Origin of the sequence: Paractinoplanes deccanensis, from assembly GCF_016862115.1 — a bacterium.
Taxonomy (GTDB): Bacteria; Actinomycetota; Actinomycetes; order Mycobacteriales; family Micromonosporaceae; genus Actinoplanes; species Actinoplanes deccanensis.
This window is the reverse complement of sequence record NZ_BOMI01000122.1, coordinates 1-19120: the sequence shown is the minus strand read 5'-3', so window position 1 is coordinate 19120 and position 19120 is coordinate 1. Positions and strand designations below refer to the sequence as shown.

Sequence of the window (19120 nt, the reverse complement as noted above, 5' to 3'; positions counted from 1 at the left end):
GCGACATCGACGACCTCGACGCCCTTGCCCAGCGGCTGGCACACAGCGACAACCGCGGCAACATCGCCCGCATCGTCGCCGGTGCCACCCTGGCGGAACTGCGCGACTAAGCCGCGTCGTCACCCTCCCGACATAACAGCCCGGCAGCGGACCGCGCACGACGACGGACGGCCGGTTCGCATAGCGCAGCATGCGGCAGCGGAGTCGGGCCGGCTGGCGCGCCCAGCGACCTGGGCGCGCCACGTCGAGATCTACATGAGGTCCTCTTCGTCGAGGTCGTGTTCCGCCATACTGGGCGGCGGCGACAGCTGCCATCTGCCGATATCCGTCGAGCGACGGGGTGTAGCGGACCACCGCGTACCGGTCGAGGAACTCGGCGAGGGTGAGGGGCCCGACGTTGGTCTCGAACGGCCACCACTCGTACATCAGGCGCAGCATCTCGTTGTCGTGCACGGCGAGCGCCTTGGCGCCGAGGTGGTGGATCTCCAGGAACTGGCGCAATCGCGCCGGATCGGCCGAGCCCAGCCGCGCGAGCCAGCCCCGCAGCCCGTCGCCCAGGGTGGCGCGCACGCACCTGCTCGAGCAGGCCGTCGTCGTACAGCGCCTCACGGCTCGCGGTCGGCCGCAACTCGGTGGTGTCGACGACGCAGCGCACGAAGAACGCCCACGGCGGCAGTCCCGCCCGATCGGATCGTCGCGGACCCTCACCTGGACCGTCGGCTCGTCGCCGTGCCGGGTCACCATGCGGATCTCGCCGGCCACCATGAAACACGACAGCAGACCGATGCCGAACTGCCCGAGGAACCCGTGCCGCGCGAAGCCGAGATCGTCCCGCTTCGAGCTGCGGCCGATGGTCGCGAGCACCTCGTGCACCTGTGCCTCGGTCAGGACCACGCCACTGTCGTGCACGCGCACGGTGCCGTCCCCGGTCAGCTCGGCCGGCTCGAACCAGATCTCCCCGGACGTCACCGAGCCGCCGCGCGGTGATCGCGTCGACCGCGTTCTGCAGCAGCTCTAGATCATCCCCTCGCGCACCGAGATCACCATTCGGTTGAATCAGGACACATCCTCGCGTCGACGACCACGATGACCGTCACCGGACAACTAACGGAGCGAGAGCACCCGACCGGCTGGGTCGAGTGCTCTCGTTCTATCCGCGAGATATTTGATTTTCTCAATTCCGGACCATGTATGTGTCGGAGACTAGGCGTACGCCATGCGCCCGGTTCAAACAATCAGTGTGCCGTGAAACAGCCTATCCTTCACCCTCCGGCAATTCCTTCGAGCCGGCGGATGACAATTGCTCCTTCGGGGAGTCATTCATATACTCCACCTGGACCGCTAGTGGGTTCAGCCCACTTACGCGTACTTGACGACCAGACCGATCCGCCATTACGCAAAGTCTCCAAATCAGCCAATATCGCAAGCACAATGCAAGTATGGAAGCCGCGGCCCCAATGATTGCCGCAACTTCCATGGCTCGACCTCTAGCGCCCCCTACTCCGGATCTCCACTACAGACTCCTTCGCAGTAGTGCTCCTATGAGGATGCCACAAGATCAGCCAAAACTCAGCAAGCCGGCGAGGTTTCCACCCATCGGCAATTCCGTGTGTTGCGTGATCAAATTGGCCGCTGCCACCCGAGTGCGCGAGCGCCGGAACGGCTCAGGCTAGACGGGGTCGGTCACCAGGTCGATGAACTCGGAGACGGCGCCGACGAAGGCGGCCGTCTGCGTCAACGGGGCCACGCTGTCGCCCTCCGGCAGCACGAGCAGGGCGGAGCCGCGGATGCGGCCGTGCAGCAGGGCGGCTCGGGACGGGCCGCAGATCGGGTCGTGGGCGCCGGTGATGATCAGGGTGGGCAGGGTCAGGGCGCTCACGTCCTCGCCGTCGGGGGACGGTGAGTACAGGATCAGGCCCGCCAGCCGGCCGGGGTGGGCGAGGGCTGTGCGGAGGGCCGAGGGCGCGGCCGTGGCGTGGCCCAGCAGGATCACCGGGTTGCCGCAGGCGGGCAGCGGAGCGTCGCGGGCGGCGTAGACGACGCGTACGTGCTGCTCCAGGGCGGGCAGGCGCAGAGGGTCCGGGGCGGCGTGCACGACGCAGACGGGTTCGTGGTTCCTCATGTGCTGGTGCCCTTCGGGGTCGGGGACGCCGCCCTGGGGGAGGCGGCACTCGCGCACAACGACGGGAGGCGGCGGAAGTTCGACGTCACTCGTTCGTCACCGATCGCGCACCGGGGGTTCGTAGCTTCGTGTCACCCCAGAGGAACGGAGCAGGACATGAAGATCGTGGTCATCGGCGGTACGGGACTGATCGGCTCGAACGTGGTGAAGCGCCTTGCGAGCCAGGGGCACGAGGCGGTCGCCGCCGCCCCCAACACCGGGGTGAACACGCTGACCGGGGAGGGTCTCGCCGCGGCGCTCGACGGCGCTCAGGTGGTCGTGGACGTGTCCAACTCGCCGAGCTTCGCGGACGACGCGGTGATGAGCTTCTTCAAGACGTCGACCGGCAACGTGCTGGACGCCGAGGCCGCCGCGGGCGTGCGCCATCACGTCGCGCTCTCCATCGTCGGCGCGGAGCGGCTCAAGGACAGCGGCTACATGCGTGCCAAGGTGGCGCAGGAGGAGATGATCAGGGACGGTCACACGCCGTACACCATCGTGAAGGCCACCCAGTTCTACGAGTTCGTCAAGGCCATCGCCGAGACGGGTGCCGACGGCGACACGGTGCGGCTCACCTCGGCGAAGCTGCGCCCGATGGCGGCCGACGACGTCGCCGCCCTGGTTTCCGAGATCGCGCTCGCCGAGCCGGCGAACGGTCTCGTCGAGGTCGCCGGTCCGGAGGCGCTGCCCCTCGACGAGCTGGCCCGGCAGATCCTGCGGGTCGACGGCGACCCGCGCACGGTCGTCGCGGACCCGAGCGTGGCGTACTTCGGCGCGATCCTCGACGACAACTCGCTCACCCCGGACGCCGGCTTCCGCACCGCGCCCACCACGTTCGCCCGATGGCTGGCCGCACGCGCCGCCGGCAAGTGACGCCGCCGCAGTCATCCGACTGATGTTTCGGCCTCACCGCGCGGGCGAGAGTGGGTGTGTCCTGCTCCCCCGCACGGTGAGGGTTAACTGATGGTCATGCAGCCGGTGCGATTCACCGTCCTCGGCCCGGTCCGGGCCTGGCGAGGCGATATCGACCTCGACCTGGGCGGCCGCCAGCAGCGCCTGGTGCTCGCCCTGCTGCTCGCCCGCGCGGGCACGGTGGTGGGCCTCGACGAGCTGGTCGACGCCGTCTGGGAGCAGGACCCGCCGACCAGCGCGGTCAACGTGGTGCACCGCTACATCGGCACGCTGCGCCGGCTCATCGAGCCCGACCTGCCCGTGCGCGCGGTCGGCGACCACCTCGTCCGGCACGCCGCCGGATACCAGCTCCGGGTCGGCGAGGACATGCTCGACCTGCTCCGGTTCCGGCGACTCGTGTCGCGGGCCCGCCGCGAGCCCGACGCCGTCAGGGCCGTCGCCGTCTGGACGGAGGCGCTGACGCTGTGGCACGGGCCGTGCGCGGCCGGGCTGGAGCGCAGCCACCCCACCTTCGTGGCCATCGACGGCGAGCGGTCCCAGGCGCTGCGCGATGCCGCGGACACCGCGCTGCGCGCCGGGCAGGCACGCGCGGTCATCCCGGCGCTGCGCCAGGGCGCGGCCTGGTCACCGTTGGACGAGCCGCTGCAGGCCCGGCTCATCGCCGCGCTGACCGCGGACGGGCGGCAGGCCGAGGCCGTCGAGGCGTACCAGCAGGTGCGCCGCCGCCTCGCGGACGAGCTCGGCATCGACCCGGGCCCGGAGCTCGCCGAGGCGTACGACCGTCTGCTGCACCAGAAAGGCGCACCCGCGACGGCGGCGGCCCCGGAGCCGGAGAAGTCCTTCGTTCCGGCGCAGCTTCCCCCCGATCAACCCTTCTTCAGCGGGCGCGAGTCCGCCCTGTCCCGGGCGACGCGGCTGGTCGGCGAGGGGCACCGGCAGGGCCGGTCGGCCGTGACGCTGGCCGTGGACGGCATGCCCGGCATCGGCAAGACCACCTTCGCGGTGCACCTGGGGCACCGGCTCGCCGGGTCGTACCCGGACGGGCAGCTCTTCGCCGACCTGCGGGGGTTCGCCGCGCAGGGCACGGTGATGACCCCGGACGAGGCGCTGCGCGGCTTCCTCGGCTCGCTCGGGGTGCCGCAGGGCACGCTCCCGGCCGAGCTGCACGCGCTGGCCGGGATCTACCGCAGCATGCTGGCCGGCCGCCGGATGCTGGTGGTGCTCGACAACGCCCGCGACTTCGAGCAGGTACGCCACCTGCTGCCCTCGGCGCCGGGCAGCCTCGCGATCGTCACGAGCCGGGTGCGCATCACCGCGCTGGTCGGCACGGGCGGCGCTCACCCCGTACCGCTGGATCTGCCGTCGCCGCACGAGGTGCGCGAGGCTCTGGTCAACCGGCTCGGGGCGAAGCGCGTCGAGGCGGAACCCGCGGCGGTCGACGAGATCATCGCGCGGACGGGGCGGCTGCCGCTCGCCGCGTCGGTCGTCGTGGCGCGGGCCGTGTCGCTGCCGGAGACCCCGCTGGCCGACATCGCCGAGGAGCTGGCCGCCGCCGGTGCGGGGCTGGACGGCTTCGGCGCCGACGAGGACGCCGACCTGGCCGCGGTCTTCTCGTGGTCGTACAAGGCCCTCTCCCCCGGCGCCGCGCGGATGTTCCGCCTGCTGTCGCTGCACCCCGGGCCGGACGTCTCGGTGCCGGCGGCGGCCTCGCTCGCCGCGGTCGAGCCGCGCGCCGCCCGGCTGATGCTGGGCGAGCTGGCCACGCACACGCTCACCCAGGCGCGGTCCGGCCGGCACACGATGCACGACCTGTTGCGCACCTACGCCGCGGACCTCGCCGAGCGGCACGACAGTCCCGGTGACCGCCGGGAGGCGCTGGGCCGGCTGTTCGACCACTATCGCTCCGGCGCGTACGAGGCGCACGAGCTGCTGCCGCGCGCGCTTCCGCCACCGGCGCCGCCGGAGCCCCGGCCGGGCGTGCTGGTGCCGTCGTTCGCCGGGCCGGACGAGGCGATGGCCTGGTTCGACGCCGAGCGGCGGGTGCTCGGCGCGATCGCCGCGGCCGGCGCGCCCGGCGTCTCCTGGCACGTGGCCCTCACCCTGCAGACCCATCTCCAGTTCACCGGCCGGACGCCGTCCTGGGTCGCGACCATGCGCCGGGGCCTGGCCGCCGCGATGGCCGACGGCGACCTCGTGGGGCAGGCACACCTGCATCGCAGCCTGGCCGGCGCGCTGTTCAACTCGTACGAGGGCGAGGAGGCGCCCGAGCACCTGAGCCGGGCGGCGGCGCTCTTCGAGCGGCTCGGCGACCGCCGGGGCGTCGCGATGGTCGAGCTCAACTGGGCCTACGTGCGGGCCGAGCACAAGGAGCACGACGAGGCCGTACGCCACAGCGAGCGCGCGCTGGAGATGTTCCGGTCGGCCGGTGACCGGGCCAACGAGGCGCGGGCGCTGCGCACGCTGGCGGGCAGCCGGGCGCGGCTCGGCCACGGCCAGGCCGCCCAGGAGCTGCTGCGCCAGACGATCGCGCTCTCCTGGGAGATGGGCGACACTCTCGGCGCGGGGCACAGCTGGGACCTGCTCGCCTCGCTCTACCGCGAGATGGGCCGGCCCGAGGAGGCGATGGCCCGCTGGGAGGAGGCCGCCGGCGCGTACCGGAAGGCGGGCAACCCGGCAGCGCTGGCCGAGGTGCAGCTCGCCATGGGCGACGCCTGCCGCGACGCCGGCGACACCGAGGCCGCCCGGCAGCACTGGCGGGAGGCCCTGTCGGCGCTGCCCGAGCCGGAGGGGCCGGTCGCGCGGCAGCTGCGCGACCGGCTGGGTGACAGCTGACACAGCATCCGCGTGAACGCCGCACCGCGCCGGTCGTTGGGTGCGGACATGACAACGATCGGTGTGGTGACCCGCGGCGAACGGGGCTCGGCCTTCGTGCGCAACCTGACCGCCCGCGGCTATCGCGTCGCGGTCGCGGACCGGGCCGGCGCGGCCGACATGGTGAAGGCGCTGAGCGCTCCCCGGGCCGTGATCCTGCTGGCGAGCCCCGGGCTCGACGGCCTGCTGGCCGAGCTGCTGCCCCGTCTCGAGCCCGGCGACGTGCTCGCCGACGGCGACGCGTCCCGCTTCTCGGACACCGGACGGCGAACCGCGTGGCTGCGCGGTTCCGGCGTGCTCTTCGCCGGCTGCGCGATCGCGGGGCGGCCGCGCACCATCGAGCGCGGCCCGTCCTATGTGGTCGGTGGAGACCGCGCCGCCCATCGGCGGCTTCTGCCTTTGCTGACCGCCACCGCGGCGCGGTTCCAGAACGTGCCGTGCGTCGCGTACGCGGGCGCGGGCAGCGCCGGGCACTTCGCGGGCCAGGTCCACGAGGAGCTGGCGACCGCCGAGGCCGAGCTGGCCGCCGAGGCGTACGCCCTGCTGGGTGACCGCGCGGTCCTGCGGGCCTGGCAGGCCGGTGAGATGATCACGGAACCCGCCGTGCCGAAGGACCGGCCGGGCCCGGTCAGGCCGTTGACCGTCACGGTCGCCGAGATCCGGGCCGCCTGGTACGCGGCGCGCGCGGTCGCGTACGCCCGGGCGGTCGAACGGCTACGGGCGGCCGGCGCCGCGTACGGCTGGGGCATGGATCTGGCCGCGGTGACCTCCGCCTGGCGTGGCGGCACGGCACTGGCGGGACGCCTGCTCACCTATGCCCGCGAGGCGTTGACGGCGATGCCGGACGAGGGCCTGCTCGACGACCCGTACTTCGCGCTGACGCTGCGCGAGACCCGGCCGGCGTGGCGGCGCGTCGTCTGCGCCGCGGGCAGGGCTGGCATCCCCGTGCCGGCCCTGGCGACGGCCGCCGAGCCGCCCGTCACTGCATCGTCATTCGATGCGCACCCCCGGCTCCTACGGTGACCGCGACATCGCCGCACCCAGGGAGGACATCCCCATGTCGCACCATCTCGACTCGCCGCAGGCCCGGCAGGACCCGCGCCTGAACATCACCGACCAGTACGTCTTCGACGACCTCGACGCCACCGTCCTCGTGATGAACGTGCGGACGTCGCTGGCCGGCGGCGCCACCGCGGACGGCTTCCATCCCGAGGCCCGGTACGAGTTCCGGGTACACCTCGACGACGCGCCGGCCGAGAACCTCGTCTTCGGCTTCACCTTCGCCGGCAAGACGATGCGGGTGACCCGGGACGGCGCGGAGGTCGCCGCGGGCCTCGTCGGCGCACCGATCGACGGCGCCGATGGCCTCCGGGTGTGGGCGGGCCGCGCGCTCGACCCGTTCTTCCTGGACCTGTCGCAGCTCGCCGCCGTGGACCGGCTGCTCCTGCACGGCGAGGACGCCGACATCACCGGCTTCCTGCCGGGCAAGGCGGCGAACTCCTTCGAGAGCGCCACGGTCTGGAGCATCGTGCTGCGCGTGCCGCACCGCGACGGGCAGCTCTTCCCCGACCGCATGATCCGGGTGTGGAGTGCCTCGCTGCTCGCCACCGACGCGGGCGGCCGGCGTCAGGCGGGCCGGGCCGGGCTGCCGATGATCTGGCCGATCTTCCGGGACGCGGACGGTGACGCGGCGAGCGAGGCCAACGCCACCCACCCGGGCGAGGACTGGGCGCGCTACGGCGGGCAGATCCGCGGCCTGGTCGCGGCGGCGGTGCGGCGGCTGGGCACGTCGGCACGGCCCGAGGCGTACGCGCTCGCGGTGGCCCAGCGGATCCTGCCGGACACCTTGCCCTATCAGGTCGGCACGGCCGCGGTGTTCGGCTTCACCGACTTCAACGGGCGGCACCTGAGCGACAACGCGGCCGAGGTCATGTTCTCCCTCGCCACCAACTCGGCGGTGAGCACGGGGCTGACCGCGGCCCGGATGAGCGACGAGTTCCCGTACGTCACTCCATCGGCACTCGACTCACACTGACCCTTCCTAGCGTCCCAGCCATGCGAGGAACCACGACGATCGACGACGGACTGCACGACTTCCTCGGGGTACGCGACCGGCTGCTGCGCATCGCCCGCGGCATCGCCGGGCCGGACGCCGAGGACGTCGTGCAGGACGCGTGGCTGCGCTGGAACGGCACGGACCGCACGGTGGTCCGGGACGCGCCGGCGTTCCTGAGCCGCACCACGACGCGGCTGTCCCTGACCCGCACGCAGACCGCGTACGCCCGGCACCAGAGCCCGGTGGGCCTGTGCCCGCCGGACCCGGGCGGCCGCGGCGACGACCCGGCGGCGCTGGCGGTGGCGGCCGACGAGCTGCGCGGCGCGATGGCGTTGCTGCTGGCGCGTCTCGGACCGCGGGAGCGGGTGGCCTACCTGCTGCGCGAGGCGTTCGCGTTGCCGTACCGCCAGATCGCGGGCCTGTTGGGGGTCAGCGAGGCCCACGCCCGCCAGCTCACCCGCCGGGCCCGGGCCCGGCTCGCCGCACCCGGCGACGGCCAGGTGTCCTCAGTGGACCAGCACGGCCTGCTCGCCGCCTTCAGCGAGGTGTCGCGCACCGGCGACCCCGCCGCCCTGGTGAGCCTGGCGGCCTGAGGCCGTCACCGCGACGTCACTGGTTCCGCACTCGCTGTCCCTAGCTTGAAGCTCACCACCCGAGGAACGGAGTACCAGAAGTGTCCGACATCGTTCTCGAGCCCGCGGCCCAGGCCTTCGGCGAGGCGGCGGCCAAGCCGCCCTTCGTCTACCAGGTCACCCCGGTCGAGGCCCGCAAGATCCTCGACGACGTGCAGGCCGGGCTCACCGACCTGCCCGACGTCGACGACAAGTGGATCACCGTGCCCGCGTCCGTGGGCGACGTGCGGGTCCGCATCGTCAAGCCGGTCGGCGCGACCGGCCTTCTGCCGGCCGTGCTCTACATCCACGGCGGCGGCTGGGTGCTCGGCAACAACGGCACCCACGACCGCCTGGTCCGCCAGCTCACCATCGGCACCGGCTTCGCGTTCGTCTTCGTGGAGTACACGCCGTCGCCGGACGCGCACTACCCGGTCGCGATCGAGCAGGCGTACGCCACCGCGCAGTGGATCACCAAGGAGGGCGCCGCCGAGGGGCTGGACGGCTCGCGCCTCGCCGTGGCGGGCGACTCGGTCGGCGGCAACATGACCGCGGCCGTCAGCATCCTGGCCAAGCAGCGCGGCGACGTCTCGTTCCGGCACGTCTCGATGTACTACCCGGTCACCGACGCCCGGATGGACACCGAGAGCTACCGGCAGTTCGCGAACGGGCCGCACCTGACCGCCGCCGCCATGGCGTGGTTCTGGGACCAGTACGCGCCGGACGAGTCGGTGCGCTCCGAGATCACCGCCTCGCCGAACCAGGCGTCGCTGGAGGACCTGCGCGGGCTGCCGCCGACCTTCCTGCTCGTCGACGAGGCCGACGTGCTGCGCGACGAGGGCGAGGCGTACGCCGCCAAGCTGCGCGCCGCCGGCGTGCCCATCACGACCGTCCGCTACGACGGCACGATCCACGACTTCATGATGCTCAACCCGCTCAAGGACACCCGCGCCGCCCGCGCCGCCACGGCGCAGGCGATCGCTGCCATCACATTCGGCCTGGCCTGAGGAGAAGAAGATGAAGCCCACCGTCGTCCTGGTGCACGGCGCGTTCGCCGACAGCACCGCCTGGAACCCGGTCATCTCCGAGCTCGCCAAGCAGGACATCGACGCCATCGCCGTCGCGAACCCATTGCGCAGCCTGGCAACCGACGCCGAGTACGTGCGCGACGTCGTCAACGGCGTCGGCGGTCCGGTGGTGCTGGTCGGCCACTCGTACGGCGGCATGGTCATCACCGAGGCGGCCACCGGCCTCGACCCGGTGCGCGCGCTGGTCTACGTGGCCGCGTTCGTCCCGGACCACGGCGAGTCCGCGTTCGCCCTCGCCGGCAAGTTCGCCGGCAGCACGCTCGGCGAGGCGCTGGTGACCTTCCCGCTCACCGGCGGCGGTACCGAGCTCAAGATCGACCCCGCGAAGTTCCCGAGCCAGTTCGGCGCGGACCTCGAGCTGGAGGACGCGATCCTGCTCGGCCGCACCCAGCGGTCGGTGACCCAGAAGGCGCTCACCGACGAGCTGTCCACCGACAAGCCGGCGTGGCGGACGCTGCCGACCTGGGAGGTCTACGGCGACGCCGACCGCAACATCCCGGCGGAGCTGTTCCGCTGGCAGGTGCAGCGGTCGTCGCCCCAGGGCGTGCGGGAAGTGCCGGGCGCGTCGCACGCGATCGCCACCTCGCGGCCCGGCGAGGTCGTCGCGGCGATCCTCGAAGCGGTCGCCCACACCACCGCCAACTGATCCCCGGGTGCCCGCCGGCAACGAGGCCGGCGGGCATCCCGGCCTTCTCCCGAGGAGTTTGCCATGCCCGGGTTCGACGGGTACGAGCTGGAGCACGTCACGGTCGGCGACCAGACGCTCCGGGTACGGCGGGGCGGTTCCGGGCCGCCGCTGCTGTTGCTGCACGGCTACCCGGAGACCCACCTGTGCTGGTCCGCCGTCGCCGCGGAGCTGGCGCGTGACTTCACCGTCGTGGCGCCGGACCTGCGTGGCTACGGCGGCAGCTCCAAGCCGGTGCCCGACCCGGGGCACCACGCCTACAGCAAGCGGGCGATGGGCGAGGACGTGCTCGGGCTCATGGCCCGGCTCGGCTTCGACCGGTTCGACGTGGCCGGGCACGACCGCGGCGGGCGGGTCGGCTACCGGCTGGCGCTGGACCATCCCTCGGCGGTACGGCGGCTGACCGTGCTGGACGTCGTGCCGACCGGCGAGGTGTGGGCGCGCGCGGACGACCGGTTCGCGCTCGCCTACTGGCATTGGGCGGTGCTGGCGCAGCCGTACCCGATCCCGGAGATCTTGATCGTCCACGACCCGGAGTGGTTCTTCTTCGACATCCAGTTCGGCGGCTCGTTGCGCAAGCGCGACGAGCGGACGCTGGCCGAGTACGCGGCGGCCGTCCGGGATCCGGACGTGGTGCGGGCCATGTGCGAGGACTACCGCGCGGGCGCCACCACCGACCGCGCGGCCGACGACGAGGACCGCGCGAACGGCCGCCGGATCGCCTGCCCGGTGCAGGTGCTGTGGAGCGCGGCCGGGCCGGTCGGCACCTGGTACGACCCGCTCGCGGTGTGGCGGGACTGGGCGGGCGAGGTGACCGGCGAGGGACTCGACGGCGGGCACTTCCTGCCGGAGGAGAGCCCGGCGGCCGTCCTCGGCGCCCTGCGACGCTTCCACGCGGCGGGGTGAGCCGTGGACGCCGACGCCCGCATGACGGCGCTGCACGCGGCGCACTCCCGCGACGTCTATTACTTCATCCTGCATCTCACCGGCGGCGCGCGGCAGACCTCGGAGGACCTCACCCAGGAGACGATGGTGCGGGCCTGGCGGCACGTGGACGGGCTGCCGCCCAGCTCCGAGGAGGAACGCCGCTGGCTGTTCACGGTCGCCCGCCGGCTCGTCATCGACTCGGTGCGGTCGCGGCGCTACCGGCCGGTCGAGGTGGGGGTGGCCGACCTGACGTGGGTGGCGACGGGCTCGGACGAGACCGGTGACACGGCGCTCGCCGCCAAGACGGTGCGGTCGGCGCTCGCCGGGCTCAGCGCCGCGCACCGCGACCTGCTCAAGGCCATCTACCTGCTGGGCGAGCCGATCGAGCGGATCGCCGACCGGCTCGGGGTGCCCGTCGGCACGGTGAAGTCGCGCACCCACTACGCCCGCAAGGCGTTGCGGGACGCCCTCGCCGACCGCTGAGGCGGGCGAGGGCGTCCCCGGCGGCTCAGCGCAGCCCGAAGGCGCGGATCACCGTCTGGGTGACGGTGGCCCGCCGGGCCTTGTCCTCGGCCGTCGCGCGGACGCTGACGTACTTGGCGTGCCGCGGCGCGTCGAGCTTGCCCCGCGGCGTGTGCCAGGTGCGGCCGTCGTCGTACGACACCTCGACCTTCACGGCAGTGCGCAGCGGCGTCCCGTCGACGCGGCTCGCGCTCACCCCGAGGGCCCCGTGCCGGGCGGCGCGGCCCGCCAGGTCGGTCGCCACGGCGTAGTCGAGCTGGACGAGGTCGAGCGGCTCGAAGACGGGCTCGGCGGCGGGATCGGTAGCGGGCGCGACGAAGGACCATTCCGTCCTCGTCCTGGTGCTGTAGGGCATGACCGTGCCGTCGTTCGCCGTCTCGGTGACGAGCCGCAGCGCGACCGCGTCGTTGCCCACCACCGCGTCCACGCTGTCGCCGGCATTCTCGGCGAGCTTCGTGGCGCCCTGGTAGAGCGACGTGGTCTGCGTCTGCCCGCTCCAGAGCACGCCCTGGTGGTGCGGGTCGCTGTCACCGAAGGCGGGGATGCCGAAGGCGGCCACCATGTCGCCGAGGCGCGACGGCGGCGTGAACGTGCCCTGCGCGAACAGCCGCGGCCGGCCCACCGGGGCGAACCAGGTGGCCCTGCTCGTGCGGCCGGCCGGGTAGGACCGCGCCGCGGAGACCGTGAAGGCGTCCTCGGTGCCGGCCTGCTCGACCCAGGTGCCCGAGGACACCCAGTCGGTTCGCCTGCCCTGCAACGGAATGGTGAGCACCGGGCCGTAGAGGTACGAGCCCGGACGGTCCGGCCGCATGTCGCCGCGCGCCATCAGGCCGCTGCCGGCCTTGACGGCGCGGAACTCCTGCTCGACCCGGGCCAGCTCATGCTGCCGCGGCTGGAAGGTCAGATCGGCCGGCACGGCGCCCTGGAACCAGCGGCTGAGGTCGTAGACGTAGTGCGGCGCGGGGTGCGCCTCCACGGTGACGTCGCCCCTGCCGAGGCGGGCGATCAGCTGCTCACCCTCGTCCGGGGCGATGCCGGCGACCGGCAGCGGGGTGACCGGGTCGCCCACCTCCCACCAGGCGTCGAGCCGGCCCGCGCCGGTGTTGACGACCAGCAGCAGGGTCGCGCCCGCCTTCGCCGCCGCGGCCGCCTGCGCGATGGCGGTGTCCACGCCGGCGTAGCGGACCACGGCCACCTTGCCCCGCGCCGGGGCGAAGGAGCCGCCCGGCTTGACGAGCACGGCCGGGCGGCGCAGCACGCCGTCGGGCAGCCGCGGCGAGCCGGACTGGTAGAGCAGGTCGTCGAAGGTCCGGCCGGCCACGCTCACGGCCAGCGGCGGCTGCACCGCGCTCCAGCGGGTGCCGAAGGAGAACGAGCCCTGGGTGACCTTCTTGCCGGTCGGCGTGGCCCAGACGCTGTCGTACTGCGGGCCCACCGTGTAGTCGTCGCCGAACGGGTGCCGGTCCGGGTAGGAGCGGTACAGGTCGACGCGCAGCTGCGCCACGCTGGTGCGCTCGGGCGTGGTCGCCTTGGCGGGCACAAGCTTGGTGCCGTCGAGGGTCAGGGTGCGGTCAGCGCCCAGCACCACTTCGGGGGCGACGAGCACGGCGCGGCCGAGCGAGCGCGGGCCGCGGAGGCCCGGCACGTCGGCGTACAGCCACATCGACCACGTGCTGGTGGGCAGGCGCATCGTCACCGAGCCGTTCACCTCGTAGGCGAGCGGCGAGGTGTCGTGCTTGACGTCCTTGAGGATCAGCAGACCGGCGAGGGCCCTGCCGTCGGGGCCCTTGGCGGTCACGGTGAGGTTCGCCCGCTCGCCCTCGCGGTTGAGGCCGACGGTGGTGCGCAGCGTGGTGATGCCGTCGGTGCCGGACACTGAGCCGATCGCGTACGTGTCGTCCTTCATCACGTCGAGCGGCACCACCACCTTCGCGCTCGCCGCGCCGTGCGCCGGCACGGTGACCTGCTTCTGCGGCAGCGTGAACGCGTCGCCGGTCGCCGCGAGATCGAGTGTGACGGGCGCGTCGCCGGTGTTGGTGTACGTGATGGTCTGCTCGGCCCGCTGCCCCGGCTCGTACGGGTACCTCAACGAGGCGAACGTGGTGCCGGTGGCGAACAGCGTGCCGTCCACCGCGGCCGGCACGTCGACACGCCCGGTGCCGCCGAACTCGATCGGGTAGCGCGGGGTCGCCTTCGACGTGCTCATCAACGCGTCCTTGAGCTGCCGACCGGTCCAGTCCGGATGCTCGGCGGCGAGCAGGGCCGCGGCGCCCGCGACGTGCGGCGTGGCCATCGAGGTGCCGCTCATCGTCTGGTACGCGCCCTCGCCCTCCGGCGCGTACTGCGACCGGGCCGCCAGAATGTCGACGCCCGGCCCGCTGATGTCGGGCTTCGGCGCGTTGTCCCCGGGCCGCGGTCCGCGGCTGGAGAAGACGGCGAGCCGGTCCTGAGCGTCCACGGCGCCCACGGTGAGGGCCGCGTCGGCGGCGCCCGGCGAGCTGACCGTCTGGGCGTCCGGGCCGCTGTTGCCGGCCGCGATGACGAAGAGGGCGCCGGTCTCGTCGCTGAGCCGGTTGACCGCGGCGCTGAGCGGGTCGGTGCCGTCGCTCGGCCCGCCGCCCAGGCTCATGCTGATGACCTTCGCCTTGGCGGTACGGGCGGCCCACTCCATGCCGCCGATGATCCAGGAGTCCTGGCCCTCGCCCGCGTCGTCGAGCACCTTGCCGATGTGCAGCTCTGCGCCGGGCGCGACGCCGCGCTCCGTGCCGCCGGAGGCCGCGCCGGTGCCGGCGATCGTGGACGCCACGTGGGTGCCGTGCCCGTGCCGGTCGGTGACCTCCTCGCCGGGCACGAAGCTCGCCGTCTCGGCGATCCGCCCGGCCAGGTCCGGGTGCCCGGTGTCGACGCCGGTGTCCAGGACGGCCACGTCGACGCCCGCGCCGGTGTCGCCGCCGGCCCAGACCTGCGGGGCGCCGATCTGGGCGGTGCTGTCGGCCAGGGTGGCGCGCACCTTGCCGTCGAGCCAGACCCGCGAGATGGTGCCCTTCATCGAGGTGCCCTTGCGGGCGAGCGTGCCGAAGAAGCCGGCCGCGGCGTCGTGGTCGACGGTGAGCGCGGCGCCGCCGATGCTGGCGAGGGTGCGCACCGGGGTCACGCCCGCGGGCTGCTTGCCCGCCGGGGCAACGCCTCCGGCGTACTCGACGATCAGCGGCGTCGCGCCGGCGTGCGCGTCGTCGTAGCCGTCGGCGATCAGCTTGGTGACGTTGAACAGGTCCTCGTCGAGCAGACCGGAGGCCACGTACGGCATCGCGGCGTCCGGATAGGCGTACGTGTCGTCGCCGTACGTGCTGATGCGAACGCCGCCGGTGGCGTGCGCGACGGAGACCGCGGTGCCCGTCACGGTCACCTTGTCGCCGGTGATCAGCGTGACGGTCTTTTCTTCACCCGCAGGCGCGGCGACCGGCGCCGGACCGGCCTGCCCGGCCGGCACCGTGGCCAGTGCGGCGGTCGTGACGACCGCCAGGACTGAGTGGAACAAGGCGCAACTCCTGTGGATCGAGGGGTTGCGGTGAAGCATGTGGATATTTGGTTACGCCGTTGTGAAAAATCGGCTGGCCACAAAGCGACATGACGTGTGTGCGCCAGCGCCGGCTTCTCTCAGCCCGCTTGGTACTCCCCCTCGGCCAGCGGCCAGCCGTTCGGCAGGTGCACGATCATCGGCAGCGCCAGGCTCGCCCGCCGGCGCACCAGCGGCCGGCCCGCGATCGACAGACTGCCGTCGATGTCGCAGGTGCCGGCCTCCACGCCGGCCAGGCGGCCGGCCCTGACGACCGCTTGCAGGCCCCTGATGACCATCTCCAGGCGCACCTCGAGCGGCACCGTCGCCGTCGTCTGCGCGCCGACGTGGACCTCCAGCGAGGGCCGGTGGACGACCGAGATGGCGTGGGCCGCGAGCGCGACCCTGCGCTGCGTCTCCGGCTCGGCCATGCCGGCCCGCGCCGCGGCGAGGACCTGGCCGTGCCTGCCCCAACCGCTGCAGAGGATTTCGGTGAGGTCCAGCTCGAGCAGTCCGGCGGCGGCGTCGCCGATCCGGGAGAGCGTGGCCTTCCGCGCGGCCTCGGGCATGCCGCTCAGGACGCCCCCCAGGTCGTCGGCGGTCAGGGCGCCCGTCATGGCGCCGGCCGCGTCCGCCGGGTCGTCGAAGAACAGGCCACGAAGGTCCACGACGTCGGTCACCAGGACACCTCCTCGTGCAGAAGGGGACGGATGCGGGGTATCACGCTGACGATGCCGACGGCGGGCACGTCGAGGTCTTCGACGGTCACCGCCGTGACCTCCGGGCCGCCGACGGTCACGATCGTCATCTCCTCGTTCGCCGGTCTCGGAGGACGGGGCCCGACCAGATTGTTGATGCTGGAGCGCGCGGACCGGAGGCGGGACCGCGCGGCGAGAGCCAGGCCGGCGAGGACGATCGCGCCCAGAAGCAGCAAGACATCGGTGACCGGGTCGCCGAAGCTCGGCGCCGGCTCCGAGATCGAGCGCGCGAATCCATGCATCACGTTCATGCTGTGCCGTGCCGCCGCGCCGGACGGCGGCTCAGTCCATGACCCGACAAGCCGGTACCGTGAGGACGTGGACGCCGCGGAGCTCGCCTCAGTCTTCGGGCTGGGCCGCGCCCGTGGCCTGTCGGACGGGCCGGTCGCGCGCGGCCGGCAGGGCGAGGTGTGGCGGCTGGACACCTCGGACGGCCGGTGGGCGGTGAAGGTGCCGTTCCACGAGGCCGGCGAGGGCGGCGCGCTGTTCCAGGAGGCGGCCTGCGCGGCCGGTGTACCCGCCCCGGCGATCCGGCGCACCGTCACCGGCGAGGTCGTCGCCCACATCTCGGGGCGGCAGATCCGGCTGTACGAGTGGGTCGAGCTCGGCACCCCCGACCCGATGGTCGATCCGGGGCTGGTCGGCGCCACGGTGGCGGCCGTGCACCGGGTGGTCGTGCCGGCGTCCGGCCCGGTCGAGTGGTGGCACACGGCGCCGGTCGGCGCGCCGGCCTGGGACCAGCTGATCGCCCGGCTGCGGGCCGCGGGCGCCCCGTTCGCCGCCCGGCTGGCGGAGCTGCGCGACGAGCTGGTGGCGCTGGAGTCGTGGCTCACGCCCCCGGTGTCCGTCCGCATGTGCCATCGCGACCTGTGGGCCGACAACGTGCTGCCCACCCCGTCCGGCGGCCTGTGCGTCATCGACTGGGAGAACAGCGGACCGGCCGATCCCGCCCAGGAGCTCGCCTGCGTCGTCTTCGAGTTCGCCCGCACGGACCCGGGCCGGGTGCGGGACCTGATGTCGGCGTACGAGAGCGCGGGCGGGCCGGCCAGGCTGACCCGGCCGGGCGACTTCTCGATGCTGATCGCCCAGCTCGGCCACATCACCGAGCTGGCCGCCAACGACTGGCTGACGCCCAACGTCCGCAACCCCGACCGTGCCGGCGCCGAGGCCTGGATCGGCGAGACGCTGGACGAGCCGCACACCCGCGCCGTCCTTCAGTCCCTCCTGCGCGCCACGCGGCCCCAGGGCTTGTAGACCGACAGGACCGTGGCGATGGTCAGCGCGGTGAGCGACACGATCGGCGGAAAGACGAGGCTGCTCGTGTCGAGGCCCTCGGCGTACGCCCGCAGCTCCGGCATCATGGGCCGCAACAGCACGATGATGAGCGTGCACAGGACCAGGTTGAGCACCAGCTTCACCGCGACCCACCAATAGCGCACCAGGCCCCACTTCGTCTCCAGACCCAGCAACACACCGGTGAGCAGGCAGACGAGGGCCGAGGTCAGCATCGGCCAGATCACAAAGCTTCCCAGGGCCTGGTACGCCAGCGCGCGGTCGCCGTCGTCGCGGGCGAGGGCACCGGCTCCCACCAGCACGGCGACGATCACGTCGACGCCGATCCACACCCCCGCCGAGACGATGTGGAGCAGCAGCCACAGCTTGCGTCGTCTCACTGTCGCGCTCATGTCCTCAGCGTGCGGCCGCGGCGGCGCGGGGTCGTCGGCCCGGGAGCGGCTCCGGTCGTACGGCAGCGGACGTACGACCGTGGGTTGATGTGCTCCGAGCCCGCGTCCGGCAGGGTGGACCCATGCCGACCTACCAGCGCCTGCGAGACGCGGCGGTGCCGGTCGCGCTGCTGGCTGTGGGCCTCGGCACGCTGCCGCTGCTCGACGGGTTCTCCGCCACCGACCGGCCGGTCTCCTGGGTGGCCGCGGTGCTGGTCATCGTCGCGGCCGGGGTCACCGCCGCGCGCCGGCGGCTGCCCGGCCCGGCGCTGGCGGTCGCCTCGGTCTGCACCTCGGCGTGGCTGGTCGCCGGTTTCCCTTACGGGCCGATCCTGCTCTCGTTCGCCGTCTGCGTCTACTCGGCGGGCCGCCACCTCGCGCTGCGCCGGGCCGCGCTCTGGGCTGCGGCGGCGCTCGCGATCCTGCTGGTCCACACGTTCACCGGCTCGATGGGCCTGGCCGGGCTGGCGCCGGGCGCGGCCTGGGTGATCGTGCCGTTCACGGTCGGCGCGGCCCGGCGCATGGTGGTGGAGGCGCAGGCCCGCGAGCGCGCCGAGGCCGAGCGGCGCATAGCCGACGCCGAGCGGCTGCGCCTGTCCCAGGAGGTCCACGACGTGGTCGGCCACGGCCTGGCCGCCATCCAGATGCAGGCCGACATCGCGCTGCACCTGCGCGAGACCCGCCCGGCGATGGCCCACGAGGCCCTGGCCGCCATCAGCGCCGCCAGCGCCGAGGCGCTCGACGAGCTGCGCGCCACCCTCGCCGGCGTCCCCACCTCACCCGGCCTAGCCGGCGTCGGCGACCTGTGCGCCCGCATCCGCGCCGCCGGCGTCACCATCGACCTCACCGTCGCGGGCAGCCCGTCGCCACTGTCACCGGGCGCCGACGCCGCCGCCTACCGCGTCCTCCAGGAGTCCCTGACAAACGTCCTCAAACACGCGTCCCAGCGCCGCGCCACCGTCACGATCCGCCACCACCCCGACCACGTCGCCCTTCAGGTCACCAACCCGGCCCCAGCCCTCACCCTCACCCCAGCCCCCGCCTTCACCCGAGCCCCCGGCCTGGGCCTGACCGGCATGCGCCGCCGCGTCGAACAGCTCGGCGGCACCCTCACGGCCCACCCAGACCCACCAGGCACCTTCACCGTCCACGCCACCATCCCGGCCGCAGCACCCCACGCCCCCACACCCCGCCGGACACCTCCCCCAGAGCCAGCGCCACCACCACCCGGCGCGCCCCCTCAGCCCAC

Annotated in this window: 16 protein-coding genes and 1 pseudogene; 11 read left to right on the top strand and 6 right to left on the bottom strand. The window is 73.3% G+C overall.

The window, feature by feature from the left end; all coding sequences use genetic code 11:
* Nucleotides 1-291: 291 nt before the first annotated feature.
* Together Ade02nite_RS30865 and Ade02nite_RS30860 are read right to left on the bottom strand one after the other, a co-directional pair.
* Nucleotides 292-1060: pseudogene (locus Ade02nite_RS30865) on the bottom strand (hypothetical protein); the annotation flags it as partial.
* A 609-nt stretch (nucleotides 1061-1669) separates the two neighbouring features.
* Complete coding sequence (locus Ade02nite_RS30860; RefSeq protein WP_203771604.1) at nucleotides 1670-2122, bottom strand: alpha/beta fold hydrolase; 453 nt, start codon at nucleotides 2120-2122, stop codon at nucleotides 1670-1672.
* A 156-nt stretch (nucleotides 2123-2278) separates the two neighbouring features.
* On the opposite strand from Ade02nite_RS30860, the gene Ade02nite_RS30855 reads away from it, so the two are divergent.
* From Ade02nite_RS30855 to Ade02nite_RS30815, 9 genes are all read left to right on the top strand, one after another.
* A complete protein-coding gene (locus Ade02nite_RS30855; RefSeq protein WP_203771602.1) occupies nucleotides 2279-3034 on the top strand; it encodes an SDR family oxidoreductase in 756 nt (251 codons plus the stop codon).
* A 96-nt stretch (nucleotides 3035-3130) separates the two neighbouring features.
* Complete coding sequence (locus tag Ade02nite_RS30850) at nucleotides 3131-5905, top strand: AfsR/SARP family transcriptional regulator (protein ID WP_203771600.1); 2775 nt, start codon at nucleotides 3131-3133, stop codon at nucleotides 5903-5905.
* 48 nt (nucleotides 5906-5953) lie between these two features.
* Nucleotides 5954-6967: an NAD(P)-binding domain-containing protein gene (locus tag Ade02nite_RS30845; RefSeq protein WP_203771598.1), complete on the top strand. Its 1014-nt coding sequence runs from the start codon at nucleotides 5954-5956 to the stop codon at nucleotides 6965-6967.
* On the top strand, nucleotides 6942-7979 hold the full coding sequence (locus Ade02nite_RS30840) for a DUF4331 family protein (protein WP_203771596.1): 1038 nt from the start codon (nucleotides 6942-6944) through the stop codon (nucleotides 7977-7979). The genes Ade02nite_RS30845 and Ade02nite_RS30840 overlap by 26 nt, the downstream gene beginning before the upstream one ends.
* 20 nt (nucleotides 7980-7999) lie before the next feature.
* Nucleotides 8000-8593, top strand: a complete 594-nt coding sequence (locus Ade02nite_RS30835) for a sigma factor-like helix-turn-helix DNA-binding protein (RefSeq protein WP_203771594.1) — start codon at nucleotides 8000-8002, stop codon at nucleotides 8591-8593.
* An 80-nt stretch (nucleotides 8594-8673) separates the two neighbouring features.
* Nucleotides 8674-9618: an alpha/beta hydrolase gene (locus tag Ade02nite_RS30830; protein WP_203771592.1), complete on the top strand. Its 945-nt coding sequence runs from the start codon at nucleotides 8674-8676 to the stop codon at nucleotides 9616-9618.
* A gap of 10 nt (nucleotides 9619-9628) precedes the next feature.
* The gene (locus Ade02nite_RS30825; protein WP_203771590.1) at nucleotides 9629-10345 is read left to right on the top strand and encodes an alpha/beta fold hydrolase; all 717 of its coding nucleotides are present in this window, start codon (nucleotides 9629-9631) and stop codon (nucleotides 10343-10345) included.
* A gap of 63 nt (nucleotides 10346-10408) precedes the next feature.
* Nucleotides 10409-11290: an alpha/beta fold hydrolase gene (locus tag Ade02nite_RS30820; RefSeq protein ID WP_203771588.1), complete on the top strand. Its 882-nt coding sequence runs from the start codon at nucleotides 10409-10411 to the stop codon at nucleotides 11288-11290.
* A 3-nt stretch (nucleotides 11291-11293) separates the two neighbouring features.
* A complete protein-coding gene (locus tag Ade02nite_RS30815; protein ID WP_203771586.1) occupies nucleotides 11294-11794 on the top strand; it encodes a sigma-70 family RNA polymerase sigma factor in 501 nt (166 codons plus the stop codon).
* A gap of 25 nt (nucleotides 11795-11819) precedes the next feature.
* On the opposite strand, the gene Ade02nite_RS30810 is transcribed toward Ade02nite_RS30815, so the two are convergent.
* The 3 genes from Ade02nite_RS30810 to Ade02nite_RS30800 form a co-directional block, all read right to left on the bottom strand.
* The gene (locus tag Ade02nite_RS30810) at nucleotides 11820-15371 is read right to left on the bottom strand and encodes a S8 family serine peptidase (protein WP_203771584.1); all 3552 of its coding nucleotides are present in this window, start codon (nucleotides 15369-15371) and stop codon (nucleotides 11820-11822) included.
* A 119-nt stretch (nucleotides 15372-15490) separates the two neighbouring features.
* A complete protein-coding gene (locus tag Ade02nite_RS30805) occupies nucleotides 15491-16069 on the bottom strand; it encodes a hypothetical protein (RefSeq protein ID WP_203771582.1) in 579 nt (192 codons plus the stop codon).
* The gene (locus Ade02nite_RS30800; RefSeq protein ID WP_203771581.1) at nucleotides 16066-16389 is read right to left on the bottom strand and encodes a hypothetical protein; all 324 of its coding nucleotides are present in this window, start codon (nucleotides 16387-16389) and stop codon (nucleotides 16066-16068) included. Before Ade02nite_RS30800 ends, Ade02nite_RS30805 begins: the two co-directional genes overlap by 4 nt.
* A 76-nt stretch (nucleotides 16390-16465) precedes the next feature.
* Here Ade02nite_RS30800 and Ade02nite_RS30795 point away from each other — a divergent pair, with 76 nt between their 5' ends.
* Complete coding sequence (locus Ade02nite_RS30795; protein WP_203771579.1) at nucleotides 16466-17401, top strand: phosphotransferase enzyme family protein; 936 nt, start codon at nucleotides 16466-16468, stop codon at nucleotides 17399-17401.
* On the opposite strand, the gene Ade02nite_RS30790 is transcribed toward Ade02nite_RS30795, so the two are convergent.
* Nucleotides 17362-17832 (bottom strand): hypothetical protein, encoded by a 471-nt coding sequence (locus Ade02nite_RS30790; RefSeq protein WP_203771577.1) that lies wholly within the window; start codon nucleotides 17830-17832, stop codon nucleotides 17362-17364. The two genes, Ade02nite_RS30795 and Ade02nite_RS30790, sit on opposite strands and share 40 nt — an antisense overlap.
* A gap of 122 nt (nucleotides 17833-17954) precedes the next feature.
* Between Ade02nite_RS30790 and Ade02nite_RS30785 the strand changes: the two genes are divergently transcribed.
* Nucleotides 17955-19120, top strand: a 1166-nt coding sequence (locus Ade02nite_RS30785) for a sensor histidine kinase (RefSeq protein ID WP_203771575.1), incomplete at its 3' end; no start/stop codon positions are given.

Bases quoted from the DNA above. Each gene is read 5' to 3' on its own strand.
- Ade02nite_RS30860 (WP_203771604.1), bottom strand. From the start codon at position 2,122: ATGAGGAACCACGAACCCGTCTGCGTCGTGCACGCCGCCCCGGACCCT.
- Ade02nite_RS30855 (WP_203771602.1), top strand. From the start codon at position 2,279: ATGAAGATCGTGGTCATCGGCGGTACGGGACTGATCGGCTCGAACGTG.
- Ade02nite_RS30850 (WP_203771600.1), top strand. From the start codon at position 3,131: ATGCAGCCGGTGCGATTCACCGTCCTCGGCCCGGTCCGGGCCTGGCGA.
- Ade02nite_RS30845 (WP_203771598.1), top strand. From the start codon at position 5,954: ATGACAACGATCGGTGTGGTGACCCGCGGCGAACGGGGCTCGGCCTTC.
- Ade02nite_RS30840 (WP_203771596.1), top strand. From the start codon at position 6,942: ATGCGCACCCCCGGCTCCTACGGTGACCGCGACATCGCCGCACCCAGG.
- Ade02nite_RS30835 (WP_203771594.1), top strand. From the start codon at position 8,000: ATGCGAGGAACCACGACGATCGACGACGGACTGCACGACTTCCTCGGG.
- Ade02nite_RS30825 (WP_203771590.1), top strand. From the start codon at position 9,629: ATGAAGCCCACCGTCGTCCTGGTGCACGGCGCGTTCGCCGACAGCACC.
- Ade02nite_RS30820 (WP_203771588.1), top strand. From the start codon at position 10,409: ATGCCCGGGTTCGACGGGTACGAGCTGGAGCACGTCACGGTCGGCGAC.
- Ade02nite_RS30800 (WP_203771581.1), bottom strand. From the start codon at position 16,389: ATGCATGGATTCGCGCGCTCGATCTCGGAGCCGGCGCCGAGCTTCGGC.
- Ade02nite_RS30790 (WP_203771577.1), bottom strand. From the start codon at position 17,832: ATGAGCGCGACAGTGAGACGACGCAAGCTGTGGCTGCTGCTCCACATC.